Below are 15,512 nucleotides of genomic sequence, written 5' to 3'. Positions count from 1 at the left end.
GCCCGATGCCCAGTCTCCGGCAGCGAACCTAGTTTTGAAGCAGCCAGACACGTTCCGCCGGATGATCCGCAACTCGACGAAGATGTGAGGACCACTCATATGCCAACACTCGCAAACGACCTTGTTCAATTCCTGATGCACCTCTTTGGCAGCCGCAAGGCAATCCAGGCGTTCCTGGACAACCCGGAGAAGACGCTGGCCGAACACGGCCTGGGCAACGTGTGCTTGGCCGACGTTGACGCTGCAATGCCTGTTGTCCTCGACTACGCTCCCATCACCGTCAACGCCTCGTCGTTCGAACGCGAATACAACACAGGCGGCAGCAGCGCATGGGCGGGCGCAGGTGCGTCGGCTGGCTCTGTGTCAGCGGGTTCTGTGGGGGGCGCAACAGCCATCCACGCCGGAAGCCAAGGAATGGTACATGGCATCCCGAACTACGACCAGGACGACCACGCCCACGCAGTACAGCAACTGCACAACGTGATAAACCACTTCTCCTACACCACCAGCACCACCACGGTTGACGACCGGGACACCATGACCGACCAGTCCGTCAACCAGAACATCTGGGCGCACGGAGACGTGGAGCAGTGGTTCGACAACGACGCCGTGGTGGCCACCGGGGACCGGGCCGTCGCCGCCGGCGATGACGCCGATCTCAGGGACTCGAACAACATCAGGGATTCCTACAACACCGACCACTCCACCGATAACTCCACGGACAACTCCATCCACGCCGGCGGGGACGTCGGCATCGGCAATGAGGAGACTGACATCTCGGACTCCTTCAACACCGACGTCGGCCTGGATGTTGACGACTCCTTCAACGACAACTCGGACAACTCCGACTACTCGGACCATTCGGACCACTCCGTCAGCACCGATACTGACCTCGATGTCCGCGACTCGTTCAACGACAATTCCGACAACTCCACCCAGGCCTCGGTGGATGTGGAGGACTCCTTCAACCAGGACAGCTCCAGCACCACGACGCTGGAAGATTCGTTCAACCAGGACAACTCCACCGCCAGCACAGTGGATGTCAACGTGGAGGACTCCTTCCAGGACAATTCGGCCACGAGCATCGTGGAGGACAACGTGGTGGTGGCAGACAACCAGTTCGATTTCACGGAGGACAATTCCAGCCACACCGATATCGACCAGGACAACCACACCACCATCGACGATTCAGTGGTTGACGACTCCACCGTCCTGTAACACGCTGTTTCCGGGAGGCGAACCGCCCGGCAGGAGGCATCCCACCTTCTGCCGGGCTCTTCCCGTATTACCGAAGGCGCACTGGACACATTTTCCGCACTGGAACGAGGGGCACGCTGTGGCAGAAGCAGGACCGGCAAGGGCGGCGGGGCCCATGACGGCCGGCCAGCTGGTGAGGCTTGTTGACGAGGGCCTGCAGCTGGTGGGCGGCGGGGAGCGTGCGGACCTGCGCAGGAGGCTGGAGCAGGCCATGGCACGGCTGCAGGATCCCAGCATCCGGGTGATTGTGGTGGGGGAGTTCAAACAGGGGAAGAGCAAGCTCATCAATGCCCTGGTGAACGCGCCGGTGTGCCCGGTGGATGACGATATTGCCACCTCGGTTCCCACCATCGTCCGCTATGGTGAACCGGCCTCGGCCGCCGTGCTGGTCCCGGCAGCTGAAAAGGCGCCCGGGGAGGCTGCCGCCGACGGCCGGGAAGGAAACGTTGAGCGCCGGCCCGTCGACCTGGCAGAACTGCCGGCCCTCGTCTCGGAGCAGGGCAATCCGGGAAACAGCCTGAAGCTTGCGGCCGCGGAGGTCTGCCTGCCCCGACGGATCCTCACCGGTGGGCTAACCATCATCGATTCCCCTGGGGTGGGCGGCATGGGCTCCACCCACACCCTCACCACCCTTACCGCCCTTCCCACCGCGGATGCCATGCTGCTGGTCTCGGACGCCTCCCAGGAATACACGGAACCGGAACTGCGGTTCCTGCGCCAGGCCATGCGGATTACGCCCAGCGTTGCAGCCGTCCTTTCCAAGACGGACCTCTACCCGGACTGGCGCCGCGTAGGGGAACTGGACAGGACACACCTGGACCAGGTGGCACCGGACATTCCCCTGTTCCCCGTCTCCGCGGACCTCCGCCTTGAGGCCTCCCGGCTCCAGGACAGCGAGCTCAACGCGGAATCGGGCTTTCCCGGCCTGGTGGCCCATCTGCGCAACGATGTGGTGGGCAAGGCGCAGCGCATCCAGCGCCGCTCCGTCAGCCAGGACCTGCTGTCCGTGACGGACAACCTGCGGCTGTCCCTGCAGTCCGAGCTTGAGGCCCTGGAGAACCCTGCGGGTACGCCGCAGATGCTCGCGGACCTTGAGCAGGCGAAAACAGAGGCGGACGACATGCGGAAACGGTCTGCGCGCTGGCAGCTGACCCTCAGCGACGGCATCAACGACCTCATTGCCGACATGGAATACGACCTCCGGGACCGCCTGCGCCGGATCCAACGGGAAGCCGAGTCGGCCATCGACCAGGGCGATCCCGGGCCGGTCTGGACGGAATTTTCCCAGTGGCTCGAAGATTGCGCCGCCGCGGCGGTGTCGGACACCTTTGTCTGGACCAGCGAGCGGTCGCAGTGGCTGGCGGCGCAGGTGGCGGAACATTTCGCTGCCGACGAAGTATCGCTGCCCGTCCTGCACGTTGCCGATTCAGGGGACGCGCTGGATCCGGTCGACCAGATGGCGGAACTGGACCCGGGCCGGGTCAACCCAATCCAGAAAGTCCTGATCGGCATGCGCGGCTCCTATGGCGGCGTTCTGATGTTTGGCCTCCTCACAGGTATTTTCGGGATGGCCCTGATAAATCCCCTGTCGGTGGGCGCCGGACTGCTGCTGGGGCGCAAGGCCTACCGGGAGGACAAGGAAACGCGGCTCAAGCGGCGCCAGGGCGAGGCCAAGGCGCTGGTGAGGCGCCAGCTCGACGACGTGACGTTCCAGGTGGGAAAGCAGCTCAAGGACAGGCTGCGCCTGGTCCAGCGGACCATCCGGGACCACTTCACCGACATCGCGGACGAGTACCACAGGTCATTGTCGGATTCGGTGGCCGCGGCCCAGAAGGCCGCCAAATCGTATGCCGAGGAGAGGGAAGGGCGGATCCGGGAGATCAGGGCCGAACTCAAAAAAGTGGATGCGCTGCACCGGGCCGCGGAAGCCGTGGCCGCGGAGGTCATGGCCGCCGGGACCCGTGCCGGGGCGGGCGTTGGATGACGCCGTCCACCACGGCCGGGGCAGCCGGACTGATCCGGGAAGCGCTGGAGGTCTACGGCGACGACACCCAGGCTGCCGAAGCGCTGCGCGGCTACGCGCGGCGGCTTGCCGAGCCATTGCGGATTGCCATTGCCGGCATGGTGAAGGCAGGAAAATCCACGCTCCTCAACGCCATCATTGGTGAGGAGATCGCGCCGACGGACACCGGCGAATGCACGCGGATCGTCACCTGGTACCGGCACGGCCACACTCCCCGCATCACGCTCCACCCCGTCACTGGGGAGCCCCGGAACCTGCCGTTGAAACGCGTGGACGGGCGCCTGGTCTTCGCCCTCGACGGCGTCGAGGCGGAGGAAGTGGAACGGCTCGACGTCGAATGGCCTGCGCCGGCCCTGCAGGCCATGACGCTGATCGACACCCCCGGCATCGCTTCCGTGTCCCAGGACGTGTCCGCACGGTCCATACGTTTCCTGACTCCGGAGGATTCGGCGTCGGAAGCTGATGCCGTCATCTACCTGATGCGCCACATGCACGCGTCCGATCTGAGGTTCCTGGAATCCTTCCGCGACACCGCGGCGGGCCGCTCGGGTACGGTCAACGCCATCGCGGTGCTGTCCCGTGCCGACGAGGTGGGAGCCGGACGGATCGACTCCCTGTTGTCCGCCGGCAGCATCGCGGAAAGGTACAGCCGGGACCCCAACCTCCGGAAGCTGGCACTGGGCGTTGTCCCGGTGGCCGGACTCCTGGCCCAAAGTGCCCGCACCCTGCGCCAGCCGGACTTTGAAGCCCTCCAGTTGCTGGCCACCCTGGACCGGGCCGCGCGCGAACGGATGTTGCTGTCCGCCGACAGGTTCCGCCGGTCCAGGGAACCCGTGGCACTGACGGAAGAGGCACGGTCCTCACTGCTGGAGCGCTATGGGCTTTTCGGTATCCGGCTGGCCGTGGTCCTTATCCGCAATGGCTACCCCGAGCCAACGCCCCTGGCCCATGAGCTGGCCCGGCGCAGCGGCCTGGATCCGCTGTTGGAGGTGCTGGACCGGCAGTTCCAGGCGCGGGCGGAAGCGTTGAAGGCCAGGACCGTGCTGGTGGCGGTGGGGAACCTCCTGGACACCCGGCCCCGCGAGGGAACGCAAGAGTTGGCGGCGTCCCTGGAGCGCGTCCAGGCCAACGCGCATGAGTTCCGCGAACTCCGGCTGCTGGCGGCCCTGCGCACTGCCGGAGTGGACCTGGCTCCCGAACTGGCGGCGGAAGCTGAACGGCTCATTGGCGGCCGCGGCGCGGCGGCATCCCTGCGGCTCGGCATGGCGCCTGACTCCGGTCCGGACGTGCTGGCCGCTGAGGCGCGGCGCTGCCTGGCGCGGTGGCGCAGGGTTGCTGAAAGCCCGCTGACGGCCAGGTCCGCTGTTGAAACGTGCCGGGTGGTGATCCGCAGTTGCGAGGGTGTCCTTGCGGATTTCGCAGCCAGGGACGCCCAGGCGCAGTCAGCGTAGGGCTCAGGCCTGCGTGGCCTCCCGCTTCAGCCAGGAGCCGGCGGACGGCAGGAACAGAAGCACCAGCCCGGCGAGCGCCAGGAGCAGGCCGGCACCCCACAGCATCACCACGTAGCTGCCGTCGGCGCCGTTTGGGACCAGGAAGGCGGATGCCAGGAGGAGGACGGGAAGGTGGGCGGCCAGCAGCAGGACCAGGACCCAGCGGGCCCAGTTTTTGCGGCCCAGCGCCGCGGCCAGGACAGCAGCTTCAAGCACGGTGACCAGCAACAGGGCGCCGATGCTCCCCCAGAAGACGATCTCCGCCGCGGTCCCTACCGACCCGGCGTCGCTGCCCGCAGCCATGTCCGCCACTACGCCACGGAGCCGCTGCAGGTTGGAATCCCGGGCCACGAAGCATCCCAGCAGGACGGCCAGGCCCGCCACGAAGCTCAAGATCCAGAGCGTGCGGGCCGTCCGGACAACTTGGGGTACCGGGGGAGTGACGGGGATGGGCGGCGGCGCGGAGTAGGACAGGCCGGGCCTCGGTGGGGGAGCCGGCACGCGCCGCTCTTCTCCGCCGGGTTGGAACGCCATAAGCGTTATTTCAGTCCGTCGGTATCGTGTTCATCGGTGCCGCGCTGGCCTTTGCCGCCGTCCTCCTTGGCTTTTGCGTCCAGCTCGTCCCGGAGTTTCTTGAGGCGCTCCGTTTCGGCCTGCTTGCGGCGCCGTGCCTCAAGGTTGCGGAGGAAGTCCGGGTCATCGTCCGGAGCCACGGGATGCGGGTAGCTGGGCCGGGGCTGCTCAGTACCGCGCGGCCTGCCAATCAGCAGCCACAGGATGGCTCCCAGGACGGGCAGGACAATCTGGACGATGATCCAGGCCGGTTTGGAAATCCCGCGGGTCAGTCGGCCCTCAGTGCGAATCACGTCCACCAGGCCATACACGAAGATGACGAGGACTGCGACGGCCAAAGCCACACGGAAGAGCATGCCATTAAGTCTATCGTCAGGACGCGCAGGGGCCGCTGGCGGAGGCGGCTAAACTTGAATAGTGGCCTTTTTGAAATATTCCCTGATCCGGCTGGCAATCTTCGTGCCCCTGTTTGCCCTGTTCGCGCTTCTGCAGGTGGGGGTGCTGATGTCCGTGATCTGCGCCGCGCTCATTGCCTTTGCCATCAGCTACCTGTTCTTCCAGAAGCAGCGCGACGCTGCCGCCGCGGCCCTGCAGCACCGCTTCTCCGGGAAGGCCAAGCCGCTGCGCTCCGCCGGCGAAGTCCAGGACGCCAACGCCGAGGACGCCCTGCTGGACGCCAACCCGGACATCACCATCAACAACGCCAAGGGCAGCAACAACAACAAGCGCTAGAACCCGTGGCTGAGGATCAGCCCCAGTGAGAACAGCACGCTGTAGCCAAGGTTGATCAGGCCGGTCTGCTTCAGGACCGGGATCAGGCTTTTGCGCTTGCGCCCGTTGATCATCAGCCAGGCCGGCATCAGGCAGGCCGGAATGAGCAGCAGCACGATCAGGATCCACGGCCGGCCCGGTGCCAGGATCACCACCAGCAGGATAGCGACGGCGAGCATCAGCACGTAGCTTTCCCGCGCATGCTTGTCGCCCAGCCGCACCGCCAGGGTCTTCTTGCCGGCCTGCATGTCGGTGGGGATGTCCCGGACGTTGTTGGCCATGAGCAGCGCCGTGGCGATCAGGCCGGTGCCGATCGCTCCGATGACCGCGGACAGGCTGATGTGGCCCGCCTGCGTGTAGGTGGTGCCCAGGGTGGCCACCAGGCCGAAGAAGACGAAGACGAACAGGTCGCCCAGGCCCATGTAGCCGTAGGGGTTCTTGCCGCCGGTGTAGCCCCAGGCGGCCATCACACAGCCGAGCCCCACCAGGATCAGCCACCAGGCCTGGGTGAGGACCACCAGGACCAGGCCGAACACCATGGCCAGGGCGAACGTTCCCAGCGCCGCCCACTTGACGTGTTCAGGCTTGGCGGCGCCCGAGCCCACCAGCCGCAGCGGACCCACGCGGTCGTCGTCGGTCCCGCGGATGCCGTCCGAGTAGTCGTTGGCATAGTTCACGCCCACTTGGAGCAGGAGCGCCACCAGAGCCGCAAGGATGGCGTTGGGCAGGAGGAACGAGTCCATTTCGTAGGCGGCGGCGGTGCCGATCAGCACTGGCGCGATCGCTGCCGGCAGCGTCCGGAGTCGGGCGCCTTGGATCCATTGGGCGGCTGTTGCCACGGTTAGTACCTCGTGTTGTTTCGGTAAGACGGCAGGATGGAACGTGCGCACCCGCCGCGGTGGTGCAGGTCCAACTCTACTTTCCCCCGTGCAGGGCGCTGAGTTCGGCGGTCATGGCGAGCCGGTCCGGTTTGCCGTTGGGCAGCATCCGCAGGGCCGGTGCGGTGAGGACGGTCTTGGGCGCCAGGACGCCCAGTTGCTGCTGCCACAGTTGTTGGAGCACGACGGCGGCGTCCCCGGCTTCCTGCCCGGACGCGCCTTCGGGGGTTAGCGCCACGTAGGCGGCCACGGCCTGCCCCCACTCCGCGGACGGCACACCGGCCACGAAAGCCGCGGCGACGGCGTCGGATTGTTCCAGCTGCTCCTGGACGTGACCGGCGGAGACCTTCACGCCGCCGGTGATGATGACGTCGTCGGCCCGGCCCAGCACGGTGAGCCGGCCGTCGTCGTCAATGGAGCCCAGGTCGCTGGTGCGGTACCAGCGCACGCCGTCCTCCTCGAAGAACGTCCCGGTTTCCTCGTCCGGCGCCTCGATGTAGCCTGCGGCCACCGTGTCCCCGCCCAGCAGGATCCGGCCGTCCTCCGCCACGCGGACCGAGACGCCTTCAAGGGGGTAGCCGTCGTAGACGCAGCCGCCGGAGGTCTCTGCGGAACCGTAGGTGGTGATGACCCTGGCCCCGGCGTCCCGGGCGGCTGCCAGCAGGGCCGGCGGGGCCGGGGCGCCGCCCAGCAGGATGGCATTGAAGCGGCGCAGCACGGCGAGCGTGTCCGGTGACGGGTGGTCCAGGAGCCGCTGCAGCTGGGTGGGAACAAGGGAGGTGAACCGGATTTTGTCCGTCAGTTCCAGCGCGGCGGCCGTGAACGCCTCCGGGGTGAAGCCGCCGGACATGTCCATGACCCAGGGCCGGGTGCCGGCGAACAGGGAGCGCACCAGCACCTGGATGCCGGCCACGAACTGGACGGGCAGCGCCAGCAGCCACTGGCCTTCGCCCTTGAGCCGCAGGGCGGTGGCCATGGAGGAGGCCGCCAGGGATTCCACGGTCAGCACTGTTGCCTTGGGTGTGCCGGTGGAACCTGACGTGCGGACCACGGCTACGGCGTCGTCGCAGCCCGGCGTCTCCACGTGGCCCACGACCAGGCTGCCGTCCGGGCCCAGGGACAGTTCGACGGCGGGGCCCTCACCATGGAGGGCGGCCGCGAGGGCTTTCAGGGCGGGTTCGATATTCAGTGGCCCGGTGGGGACGGGCGCCGGTGTTGCTTCGCTGTTCATTGCCGTCCTGCCTTAGAAGTAGTGCGGGAAGCGTGACCAGTCGGGGTCGCGTTTTTGCAGGAAGGCCTCCTTGCCCTCCACGGCTTCATCCGTCATGTACGCCAGGCGGGTGGCTTCGCCGGCGAACACCTGCTGGCCGGCCAGGCCGTCGTCCGCGAGGTTGAAGGCGAACTTCAGCATGCGGATGGCCTGCGGGGACTGGCGGGCGATGTCCGCGGCGTACTCCAGCGCCACTTCCTCGAGCCGCGCGTGGTCCACGGCCTCATTCACTGCACCCATGCGAACCATGTCCTCTGCGGAATATTCGCGGGCCAGGAAGAAGATCTCCCGGGCTGTCTTTTGCCCCACCTGGCGGGCCAGCAGCGCGGAGCCGTAGCCGGCGTCGAAACTTCCCACGGTGGCGTCTGTCTGCTTGAACTTGCCGTGCTGCCGGGAGGCGATGGTGAGGTCGCTGACCACGTGCAGTGAATGTCCGCCGCCGGCGGCCCAGCCGTTGACCACCGCGATGACCACCTTGGGCATGGTGCGCATGAGCCGCTGGACTTCCAGGATGTGGAGCCGGCCGGCGCGGGCGGGGTCGATGGTTTCCTGCGTCTCGCCGTCGGCGTACCGGTAGCCGTCCCGGCCCCGGATCCGCTGGTCGCCGCCGGAGCAGAAGGAGTGGCCGCCGTCCTTGGGGGAGGGGCCGTTGCCGGTGAGGAGCACGGTGGCCACGTCGGGGGTCATCCGGGCGTGGTCCATGGCGCGGTAGAGCTCGTCCACGGTACCCGGCCGGAACGCGTTGCGGACCTCGGGCCGGTTGAATGCGATGCGGACCGTGGGCAGGTCACGCACCCAGCCGCCGTCGGAATCCCGCTCCACCTGCCGGTGGTAGGTCATGTCCTGGAAGTCCTCGAAGCCGGAGACCACCCGCCAGCGCGTGGGATCGAAGACGTCGGACACCGGGGCGGGGATCTGGTTGCTCACCGTCCAAGTCTAGTAATCGGCATCAGCTGATGCAGAACTCGTTGCCCTCGGGGTCCGCCATGGTGTGCCAGGAATGGGGCCCCTGCCGCGCCGACCACAGGAAGGAGGCGCCGCGGGCCTCAAGCTCGCGCCGCACTTCGTCCTTGTCCCGGCCGTCCAGCCTGACGTCCCAGTGCACCCGGTTCTTCACCGTCTTTCCCTCCGGGACCGACTGGAACAGCATGCGCCGCGCAGGCGCCTTGGCCTCGATCTCCTCCGGCGGCCGGATGGCAGCGCCGTCCTTCCACACCAGGTTCCCGCGGTGCGTCATGGTCTGGTCCTCCGTGGCGAAGCCCTGGTCGATCATGGAGCGGATGAACCCGGCGTCCTGCGGTTCCACGGCCCACTGCAGGGTTTCCGCCCACCAGTCGGCGAGCTCGTGCGGCCTGGCGGAATCAATGACTATCTGGATATTCAGTCCCATCCGTCCACCGTAGAGGCGCCCGGGGCGGTGCGGAAGATGTTGTGGAGCGGGCCTATGCCTGGATGTTCTGCATCTGCTCGAAGAGTTCCGGCGGGATGGCGTAGACCAGGATTACCGCCAGCAGGTTCTTGGCGGCGTGCACGAAGTAGGAGAACATCACGTTCTTCCCCGTCCACACGTAAACGAACACCAGCGTGGCGCCCATGGCCAGGTAGGGGAGCAGTGCGGTGAGAGTGATCGCTTCCTGCCCCACGATGTGGAGCGCTGCGAACAGCAGCACGGACAGGGCACAGCAGATCCAGATGTTGAGGCGCCTGCTGAGCTTGCCGATCAGCAGGTGGCGGAAGATGTATTCCTCCACGAACGGGCCCACCACCACCAGCAGCGGAACCATGAGCCACGCGGGAACCTGCTGCATGAGCGCCTGCAGGCCTGCCTGGTTCGCGGAGGTCTCCACCTGCCCATTGGCGGCCACCACAATTGCGGTGAGGATCATCATGGCGATCACGGCCGCCGGCACCATCAGCAGCGTGAACCAGGGCCGGGTTGCCAGGACCTTGAGGTCCCGGACCACCACTTTGCGGGCGGCCAGCAGCGCCAGTATTCCCACCGAGGCATAGAACAGCAGGTTCACGGCGTAGGTGGCGGCGGCGGGGGACGGTGCGATCTGCCGGACGAAGGGAACCACCAGATCGCCGGCAACCGCGAAGAACCCTGCGATGGCAACGTAGAGGCACAGCGTGGCCAGGTCCATGGGGGAGAAGCGGTACAGCTGGGGCTGTGGCGCGGGCGGTACGCGGTGGACTGTTGCCATGCTTTCAGCCTATCCCCCAACCAAGCAGCAGCAGGTGCCGGTATCCGGGCTGACGGAACGGTGAGAATCGCGTAAAGCAGTCTTTACCGGGGGACCGGCGGCCGGAAACATCGGCGGCGGAAGATGGGCCCATGCCCGTCTTTCCGCCGGCCGAAAGGATCTGTCCGTGATCACCAAGAACCTTTTCCTGCAAGGCATTTACCACTTCCAGGGCGTGGGAATGGACAAGCCCGTCCCCCTGCACAGCGAACTCTCGCACTACGTCCCGGACGGGGTGATCAACCAGGCGCTGTACTTCCGCGGCGGCAACTCAAGCAGCGAACTGATCGCCGTGGTGCTCATGCGCAACGGCGTTCCGATGCGGTACTTCCCCATCGGAGCCAGGAACGAGGTCCATGTTCCGCTGCGCGTGGTGGAGGACATCGACGGCGGCTCGGTGATTGAGCTGTACCTGGCGGCGCCCGAGGGAGTCCACGGATCCGTGGTGATCGACCTGGGGATGGTGGAACACTGATGGGCAGCATGGCGGAGCAGACGCAAACCGGGGCGCAAGCCGCAGCCCGACCCAGGCCCCGGTCCCGCGCAGGGGACAGTCGCCGGCGCCTCGTGGTCATCGGCAACGGCATGGCCGGCGCCCGGGCGGTCGAGGAGATCCTGGCCCGGGGCGGTGCGGAGCAGTTCAGCATCACCATGTTCGGGGACGAGCCGTACGGAAACTACAACCGGATCATGCTCAGCCACGTCCTTTCGGGCGAGGAGAGCGACGCGGACATCTTCCTCAACCCCCTGTCCTGGTACCAGGACAACGGGATCACGCTGCACGCGGGCGTCCGGGCGGACAGGATCGACCGGTTCGCCAAGCACGTGTTTTCCAGCGACGGCCGGGTGACGCCCTACGACACGCTGATCATCGCCACGGGAAGCCGCTCCCACCTTCCTCCCCTGGACGGCCTTTACACCCCCGGCGGGTCGGTGAAGCAGGGCGTCTTCGGCTTCCGCACCATCGATGACACCCGCAAAATGGCGGCGCACGCGCAGCAGGAACATCACCGGCATGCCGTGGTGATCGGCGGGGGCCTGCTGGGGCTGGAGGCCGCTGCCGGGCTGCGCAGCTTCGGGCTGGGCGTGGACGTGGTCCACTCCGGCGGCCACCTGATGAGCGCGCAGATGGGGCCCGACGGCGGTGCGGTGCTCCGCCGGAGCGTTGAGGCCCTGGGCATCGGGGTGCTGACCGGCTGCCGGACCACGGCCGTCCTTGGCAGGGAGAGGGTGACCGGCGTCAGCCTCCGCGGCCGGCCGGACATTGCGTGCGACATGGTGGTGGTGGCGGCCGGGATCCGTCCCAACGTGGACCTGGCTGTCCTCAGCGGGCTCCCGGTGGAGCGGGCCATTGTGGTGGATGACAGCCTGCGGGTCCAGGACGAGGACGACATCTACGCGGTGGGGGAGTGCGTCCAGCACCGCGGTGAGGTGTACGGGCTGGTGGCCCCGCTGTGGGAGCAGGCGGTGGTGCTGGCCAACCATGTGACGGGGACGGACACGGGCGCCGCGTACCTGGGCTCGCGCACCGCCACCAAACTGAAGGTGGCCGGCGTCGAGGTGGCTTCCATGGGCCTGCACGGGCCGGAACTTGAGACGGACGAACACATCGTCTTTTCCGAGCCCAGCCGCGGGGTCTTCAAGTCCATCGTGGTGCGGGACAACAAGATGGTGGGCGCCACGCTGCTGGGGGACAGCCGCAAGGTGGCCTACCTGACCCAGGCGTTCGACCGCGGGCTTCCGTTGCCCGAGGAACGGCTCGGGCTGATGTTCGATCTTGGCGCGCCCGGGGAGGAGACCGGAGTCGCGGAGCTCGACGGCGAAGCACAGGTCTGCAACTGCAACGGCGTCAGCAAGAAGGACCTGGTGGGCGCGGTGAAGGGCGGCTGCACCTCGGTGTCCGGGGCCATGGAGGCCACCCGTGCCGGCAAAGGGTGCGGCTCCTGCAAGCTCCTGGTGCGGCAGGTGGTGGAGTGGGCGGCCGACGGAGCGGTGGAAGAGGATCCCGCTGCCGGCTACTACGTTCCCGGCATCCCCCTGGACAAGCAGGCCCTGATGGCAGAAGTCCGGGCACGCGGCCTGCGGTCGGTTTCGGCCGTGTTCCAGGCGCTGGCGCCGGGCGGCGCCGAGGATGCAAAGTCGAAGATGGGCCTGGCTTCGCTGCTCAAGATGATGCTGGGGGACCGGTACATCGACGAACGCGACGCCCGCTTCATCAACGACAGGGTCCACGCCAACATCCAGCGGGACGGCACCTTTTCCGTGGTGCCCCAGATGAAGGGCGGCGTGACGTCGGTCCAGCAGCTGCGCCGGATCGCAGATGTTGCGGAGAAGCACAACGTCCCACTGATCAAGCTCACCGGGGGGCAGCGCATCGACCTGCTGGGGATCCGCAAGGAGGACCTGCCGCAGGTGTGGGCGGACCTGGACATGCCCTCCGGCTATGCCTACGGCAAGAGCTTCCGCACCGTGAAAACCTGCGTGGGAAAGGACTTTTGCCGCTACGGCACCGGCGACTCCACCAAATTGGGTATCGAGATCGAATCCCGCTTCCAGGGCCTCGAGGCGCCCGCCAAACTCAAGCTCGCAGTCTCTGGGTGTCCCCGGAACTGCGCCGAATCGCTGGTGAAGGATGTGGGCGTGGTGGCAGTGGAGGGCGGCCGCTGGAAGATCTATGTAGGGGGAGCCGCCGGTGCCCACATCCGCAAGGGAGACCTGCTGGCCACCGTGGACGATCCGGAAGAGGTGAAGGTCCTCACCGGCCGTTTCATGCAGTACTACCGCGAACAGGCCAACTGGCTGGAACGGACATATGCCTTTGTCCCGCGCGTGGGCATCGAGCACCTGCGGGCCGTGATTGTGCAGGACGCAGAGGGGATCGCCGGACGGCTTGACGAGGCGGTGCAGGCCTCCGTGGACAGCTACGTTGATCCGTGGCAGGAACGCGATGACCCGCGAACGCCCGGCCAGTTCAGGACTTCGCTGCCCCTGACCGTCCTCCCTCAGGTGCCGGTCCGATGAGCGGCGCCGGAACAGGTGCCGGCGCCCATGTCCTGGGACCGGTGGACCAGATTCCGCTGGGCGAGGGAAGGGCCTTCGGAGTCGGGAGCGAACAGGTGGCCGTCTTCCGGCTGCGGGACGGTTCGTTGCGGGCGGTCTCCGGGGTCTGCCCCCACCGCGGCGGCCCTGTTGCGGACGGCACCGTGGACCGGCAGGTGGTGATTTGTCCGCTGCACCAGCACGCGTTCGACCTCACGTCGGGATGCTCCACCACCGGAGCGGAACCCCTGCGGACCTACCGGATTTCCCTGGATCCGGAGCAGAATCTGGTGCTGGAGACGGCTGAGATGTAGTGCGCGTCACGTACCACTCCGGACTGTCTTGTAGGATGGTCAGGTCGCGTGAAGCTTCGGCAGTTCGACGATCCGCCCACACATCTGCAGGTTCAACGGCCCAGAGGCCGAATTTTGTGAGCTTGATCATACGAAGTCCGGATGCGGCCAACCCCCAACCCACAAGGAATCGTTGTGCCTCAAAGTACCCCCACAGATCTCGAGAACCGCACGGCCCCACCCGTCGCCGTCGACTCATCCCTCAGCGCCGAGGGCTACAGCAAGACGCTGGGCCGGCGCCACGTCACCATGATCGCCATGGGCGGCGCCATCGGCGTCGGCCTCTTCATGGGAGCCGGCGGCCGCCTCGCCTCCACCGGCCCGGCCCTGATCTTCTCCTACGCCATCGCCGGCGTCATCGCCTACCTGCTCATGCGGGCCCTGGGCGAACTCATCATGTACCGCCAGACCTCCGGCTCCCTGGTGAGCTACTCCGGTGAGATGTTCGGCCAAAAGGGCGCCTACCTGTCCGGCTGGATGTACTTCATCAACTGGGGCATGACCGGCATCGCCGAGCTCATCGCCATCGGCCTGTACTTCCAGTTCTTCTTCCCCAATGTCCCCGTGGAAGCCTCGGCCATCGCCGCCCTGGCGCTCCTGGTGGCCGTCAACCTGCTGAGCGTCAAAGCGTTCGGCGAGTTCGAATTCTGGGCCTCCTGCCTCAAGGTCGGCGCAATCGTCATCTTCCTGGCCGTGGGCACCTTCATGGTGGTCACCAACGCCAAGGTGGGCGACGGCCACGCGTCCGTGTCGAACCTCTTCGCGGCCGAGGGCGGCATGTTCCCCAAGGGCGCGCTGGTGATGGTCCTGGTCCTCAATGCCGTCATCTTCGCCTACAACGGCATCGAACTGGTGGGCGTCACCGCCGGCGAGATGGAAAAGCCGGAACGCGAAGTGCCCAAGGCGATCCGCGCCGTCGTGCTGCGCATTGTGGTGTTCTACGTAGGGTCCGTCCTGCTTCTGGCCATGCTGCTGCCGTCCGACCAGTACAAGGCCGGCACGTCCCCGTTCGTGACCGTCTTCGGCCAGATGGGCCTGGGCTGGGTGGGCGACGTCATGAACATGATCGTCATCACCGCCGCCCTCTCCTCCTGCAACTCCGGGCTGTACTCCATCGGCCGGGTCTTCCGCACCATGGCCAACAACGGCCACGCCCCGCAGTGGCTCACCAAAATGTCCAAGCGGCACGTCCCGTATGCAGCCATCCTGGCCATCGCCGCGTTCTACCTCGTGGGCATCCTGCTGAACATCTGGCTGGGCGGCTCGCACGCGTTCGACCTGGCGCTCAACAGTGCCTCCATCGGCGTGATCTTCTGCTGGGGCTCCATCTTCGCCAGCCAGATCGTGCTGCGGCGCCGCAAGGGCGTCACTTCCACCCTGCCCATGCCCGGCTCGCCGTGGACCAGCTGGGCGGGCATGCTGGGCCTGCTCGCCATCACCGTGCTGATCGGGTTCGACACCATGACCAGCAAGGACGGCGAGGTGTTCTACCTGGGCCTGTGGACCCTGGCCACCATTCCGTTCTTCGCGCTGGTCCTGTGGCTGGGCTGGCAGAAGGTCAAGAACAACCAGCCCAAGAGCCAGCTCTTCAGCTAGCCCTTCCGGCCCCAGCAGC

General features: G+C 66.7%; 15 protein-coding genes. 8 read left to right on the top strand and 7 right to left on the bottom strand.

Translation table 11 applies throughout. The features are described from left to right. The first annotated feature begins 99 nt into the window (after positions 1-99). The 3 genes from ACEN9K_RS17990 to ACEN9K_RS17980 all read left to right on the top strand — a co-directional run bounded on the left by ACEN9K_RS17990 (position 100) and on the right by ACEN9K_RS17980 (position 4,731). Entirely contained in the window at positions 100-1,218 is a 1,119-nt protein-coding gene (locus ACEN9K_RS17990) for an IniB N-terminal domain-containing protein (RefSeq protein WP_488315647.1), read from the top strand. A gap of 154 nt (positions 1,219-1,372) precedes the next feature. After that, entirely contained in the window at positions 1,373-3,241 is a 1,869-nt protein-coding gene (locus tag ACEN9K_RS17985) for a dynamin family protein (protein WP_018768887.1), read from the top strand. Next, the gene (locus ACEN9K_RS17980) at positions 3,238-4,731 is read left to right on the top strand and encodes a dynamin family protein (protein WP_495634792.1); all 1,494 of its coding nucleotides are present in this window, start codon (positions 3,238-3,240) and stop codon (positions 4,729-4,731) included. Before ACEN9K_RS17985 ends, ACEN9K_RS17980 begins: the two co-directional genes overlap by 4 nt. A 3-nt stretch (positions 4,732-4,734) precedes the next feature. Here the strand turns inward: ACEN9K_RS17980 and ACEN9K_RS17975 are convergent, their stop codons facing one another. Next, the gene (locus ACEN9K_RS17975) at positions 4,735-5,271 is read right to left on the bottom strand and encodes a hypothetical protein (protein ID WP_495634791.1); all 537 of its coding nucleotides are present in this window, start codon (positions 5,269-5,271) and stop codon (positions 4,735-4,737) included. Between the two features lie 38 nt (positions 5,272-5,309). After that, on the bottom strand, positions 5,310-5,699 hold the full coding sequence (locus tag ACEN9K_RS17970; RefSeq protein ID WP_018768884.1) for a PLD nuclease N-terminal domain-containing protein: 390 nt from the start codon (positions 5,697-5,699) through the stop codon (positions 5,310-5,312). 61 nt (positions 5,700-5,760) lie between these two features. Here ACEN9K_RS17970 and ACEN9K_RS17965 point away from each other — a divergent pair, with 61 nt between their 5' ends. Beyond that, positions 5,761-6,075, top strand: coding sequence for a DUF4229 domain-containing protein (locus ACEN9K_RS17965; RefSeq protein WP_018768883.1), 315 nt, complete (start codon positions 5,761-5,763; stop codon positions 6,073-6,075). Here the strand turns inward: ACEN9K_RS17965 and ACEN9K_RS17960 are convergent. The 5 genes from ACEN9K_RS17960 to ACEN9K_RS17940 all read right to left on the bottom strand — a co-directional run bounded on the left by ACEN9K_RS17960 (position 6,072) and on the right by ACEN9K_RS17940 (position 10,466). Then, positions 6,072-6,953, bottom strand: coding sequence for a 1,4-dihydroxy-2-naphthoate polyprenyltransferase (locus tag ACEN9K_RS17960; RefSeq protein ID WP_026265707.1), 882 nt, complete (start codon positions 6,951-6,953; stop codon positions 6,072-6,074). The two genes, ACEN9K_RS17965 and ACEN9K_RS17960, sit on opposite strands and share 4 nt — an antisense overlap. A gap of 76 nt (positions 6,954-7,029) precedes the next feature. Further along, on the bottom strand, positions 7,030-8,223 hold the full coding sequence (locus ACEN9K_RS17955) for an AMP-binding protein (RefSeq protein ID WP_223992608.1): 1,194 nt from the start codon (positions 8,221-8,223) through the stop codon (positions 7,030-7,032). A gap of 12 nt (positions 8,224-8,235) precedes the next feature. Further along, positions 8,236-9,189 (bottom strand): 1,4-dihydroxy-2-naphthoyl-CoA synthase, encoded by a 954-nt coding sequence (locus ACEN9K_RS17950; RefSeq protein ID WP_018768880.1) that lies wholly within the window; start codon positions 9,187-9,189, stop codon positions 8,236-8,238. A gap of 22 nt (positions 9,190-9,211) precedes the next feature. Beyond that, entirely contained in the window at positions 9,212-9,652 is a 441-nt protein-coding gene (locus ACEN9K_RS17945) for a VOC family protein (protein ID WP_142071216.1), read from the bottom strand. A 52-nt stretch (positions 9,653-9,704) separates the two neighbouring features. Then, entirely contained in the window at positions 9,705-10,466 is a 762-nt protein-coding gene (locus ACEN9K_RS17940; RefSeq protein WP_018768878.1) for a CPBP family intramembrane glutamic endopeptidase, read from the bottom strand. A 166-nt stretch (positions 10,467-10,632) separates the two neighbouring features. Between ACEN9K_RS17940 and ACEN9K_RS17935 the strand changes: the two genes are divergently transcribed. The 4 genes from ACEN9K_RS17935 (at position 10,633) to ACEN9K_RS17920 (ending at position 15,493) form a co-directional block, all read left to right on the top strand. After that, the gene (locus ACEN9K_RS17935) at positions 10,633-10,980 is read left to right on the top strand and encodes a molybdopterin oxidoreductase (RefSeq protein ID WP_495634790.1); all 348 of its coding nucleotides are present in this window, start codon (positions 10,633-10,635) and stop codon (positions 10,978-10,980) included. Next, positions 10,980-13,526, top strand: coding sequence for a nitrite reductase large subunit NirB (nirB, locus tag ACEN9K_RS17930; protein ID WP_495634789.1), 2,547 nt, complete (start codon positions 10,980-10,982; stop codon positions 13,524-13,526). Before ACEN9K_RS17935 ends, nirB begins: the two co-directional genes overlap by 1 nt. Continuing rightward, positions 13,523-13,858 (top strand): Rieske (2Fe-2S) protein, encoded by a 336-nt coding sequence (locus tag ACEN9K_RS17925; RefSeq protein WP_018768875.1) that lies wholly within the window; start codon positions 13,523-13,525, stop codon positions 13,856-13,858. Before nirB ends, ACEN9K_RS17925 begins: the two co-directional genes overlap by 4 nt. 174 nt (positions 13,859-14,032) lie before the next feature. After that, positions 14,033-15,493 carry an amino acid permease gene (locus tag ACEN9K_RS17920; RefSeq protein WP_056392681.1) on the top strand — a complete coding sequence of 487 codons (1,461 nt, stop codon included), beginning with the start codon at positions 14,033-14,035 and terminating at the stop codon, positions 15,491-15,493. Positions 15,494-15,512: the final 19 nt, after the last annotated feature.

Source organism: Pseudarthrobacter sp. Pseusp20, assembly GCF_059492155.1.
This window is presented reverse-complemented; position numbering and strand designations above follow the sequence as displayed.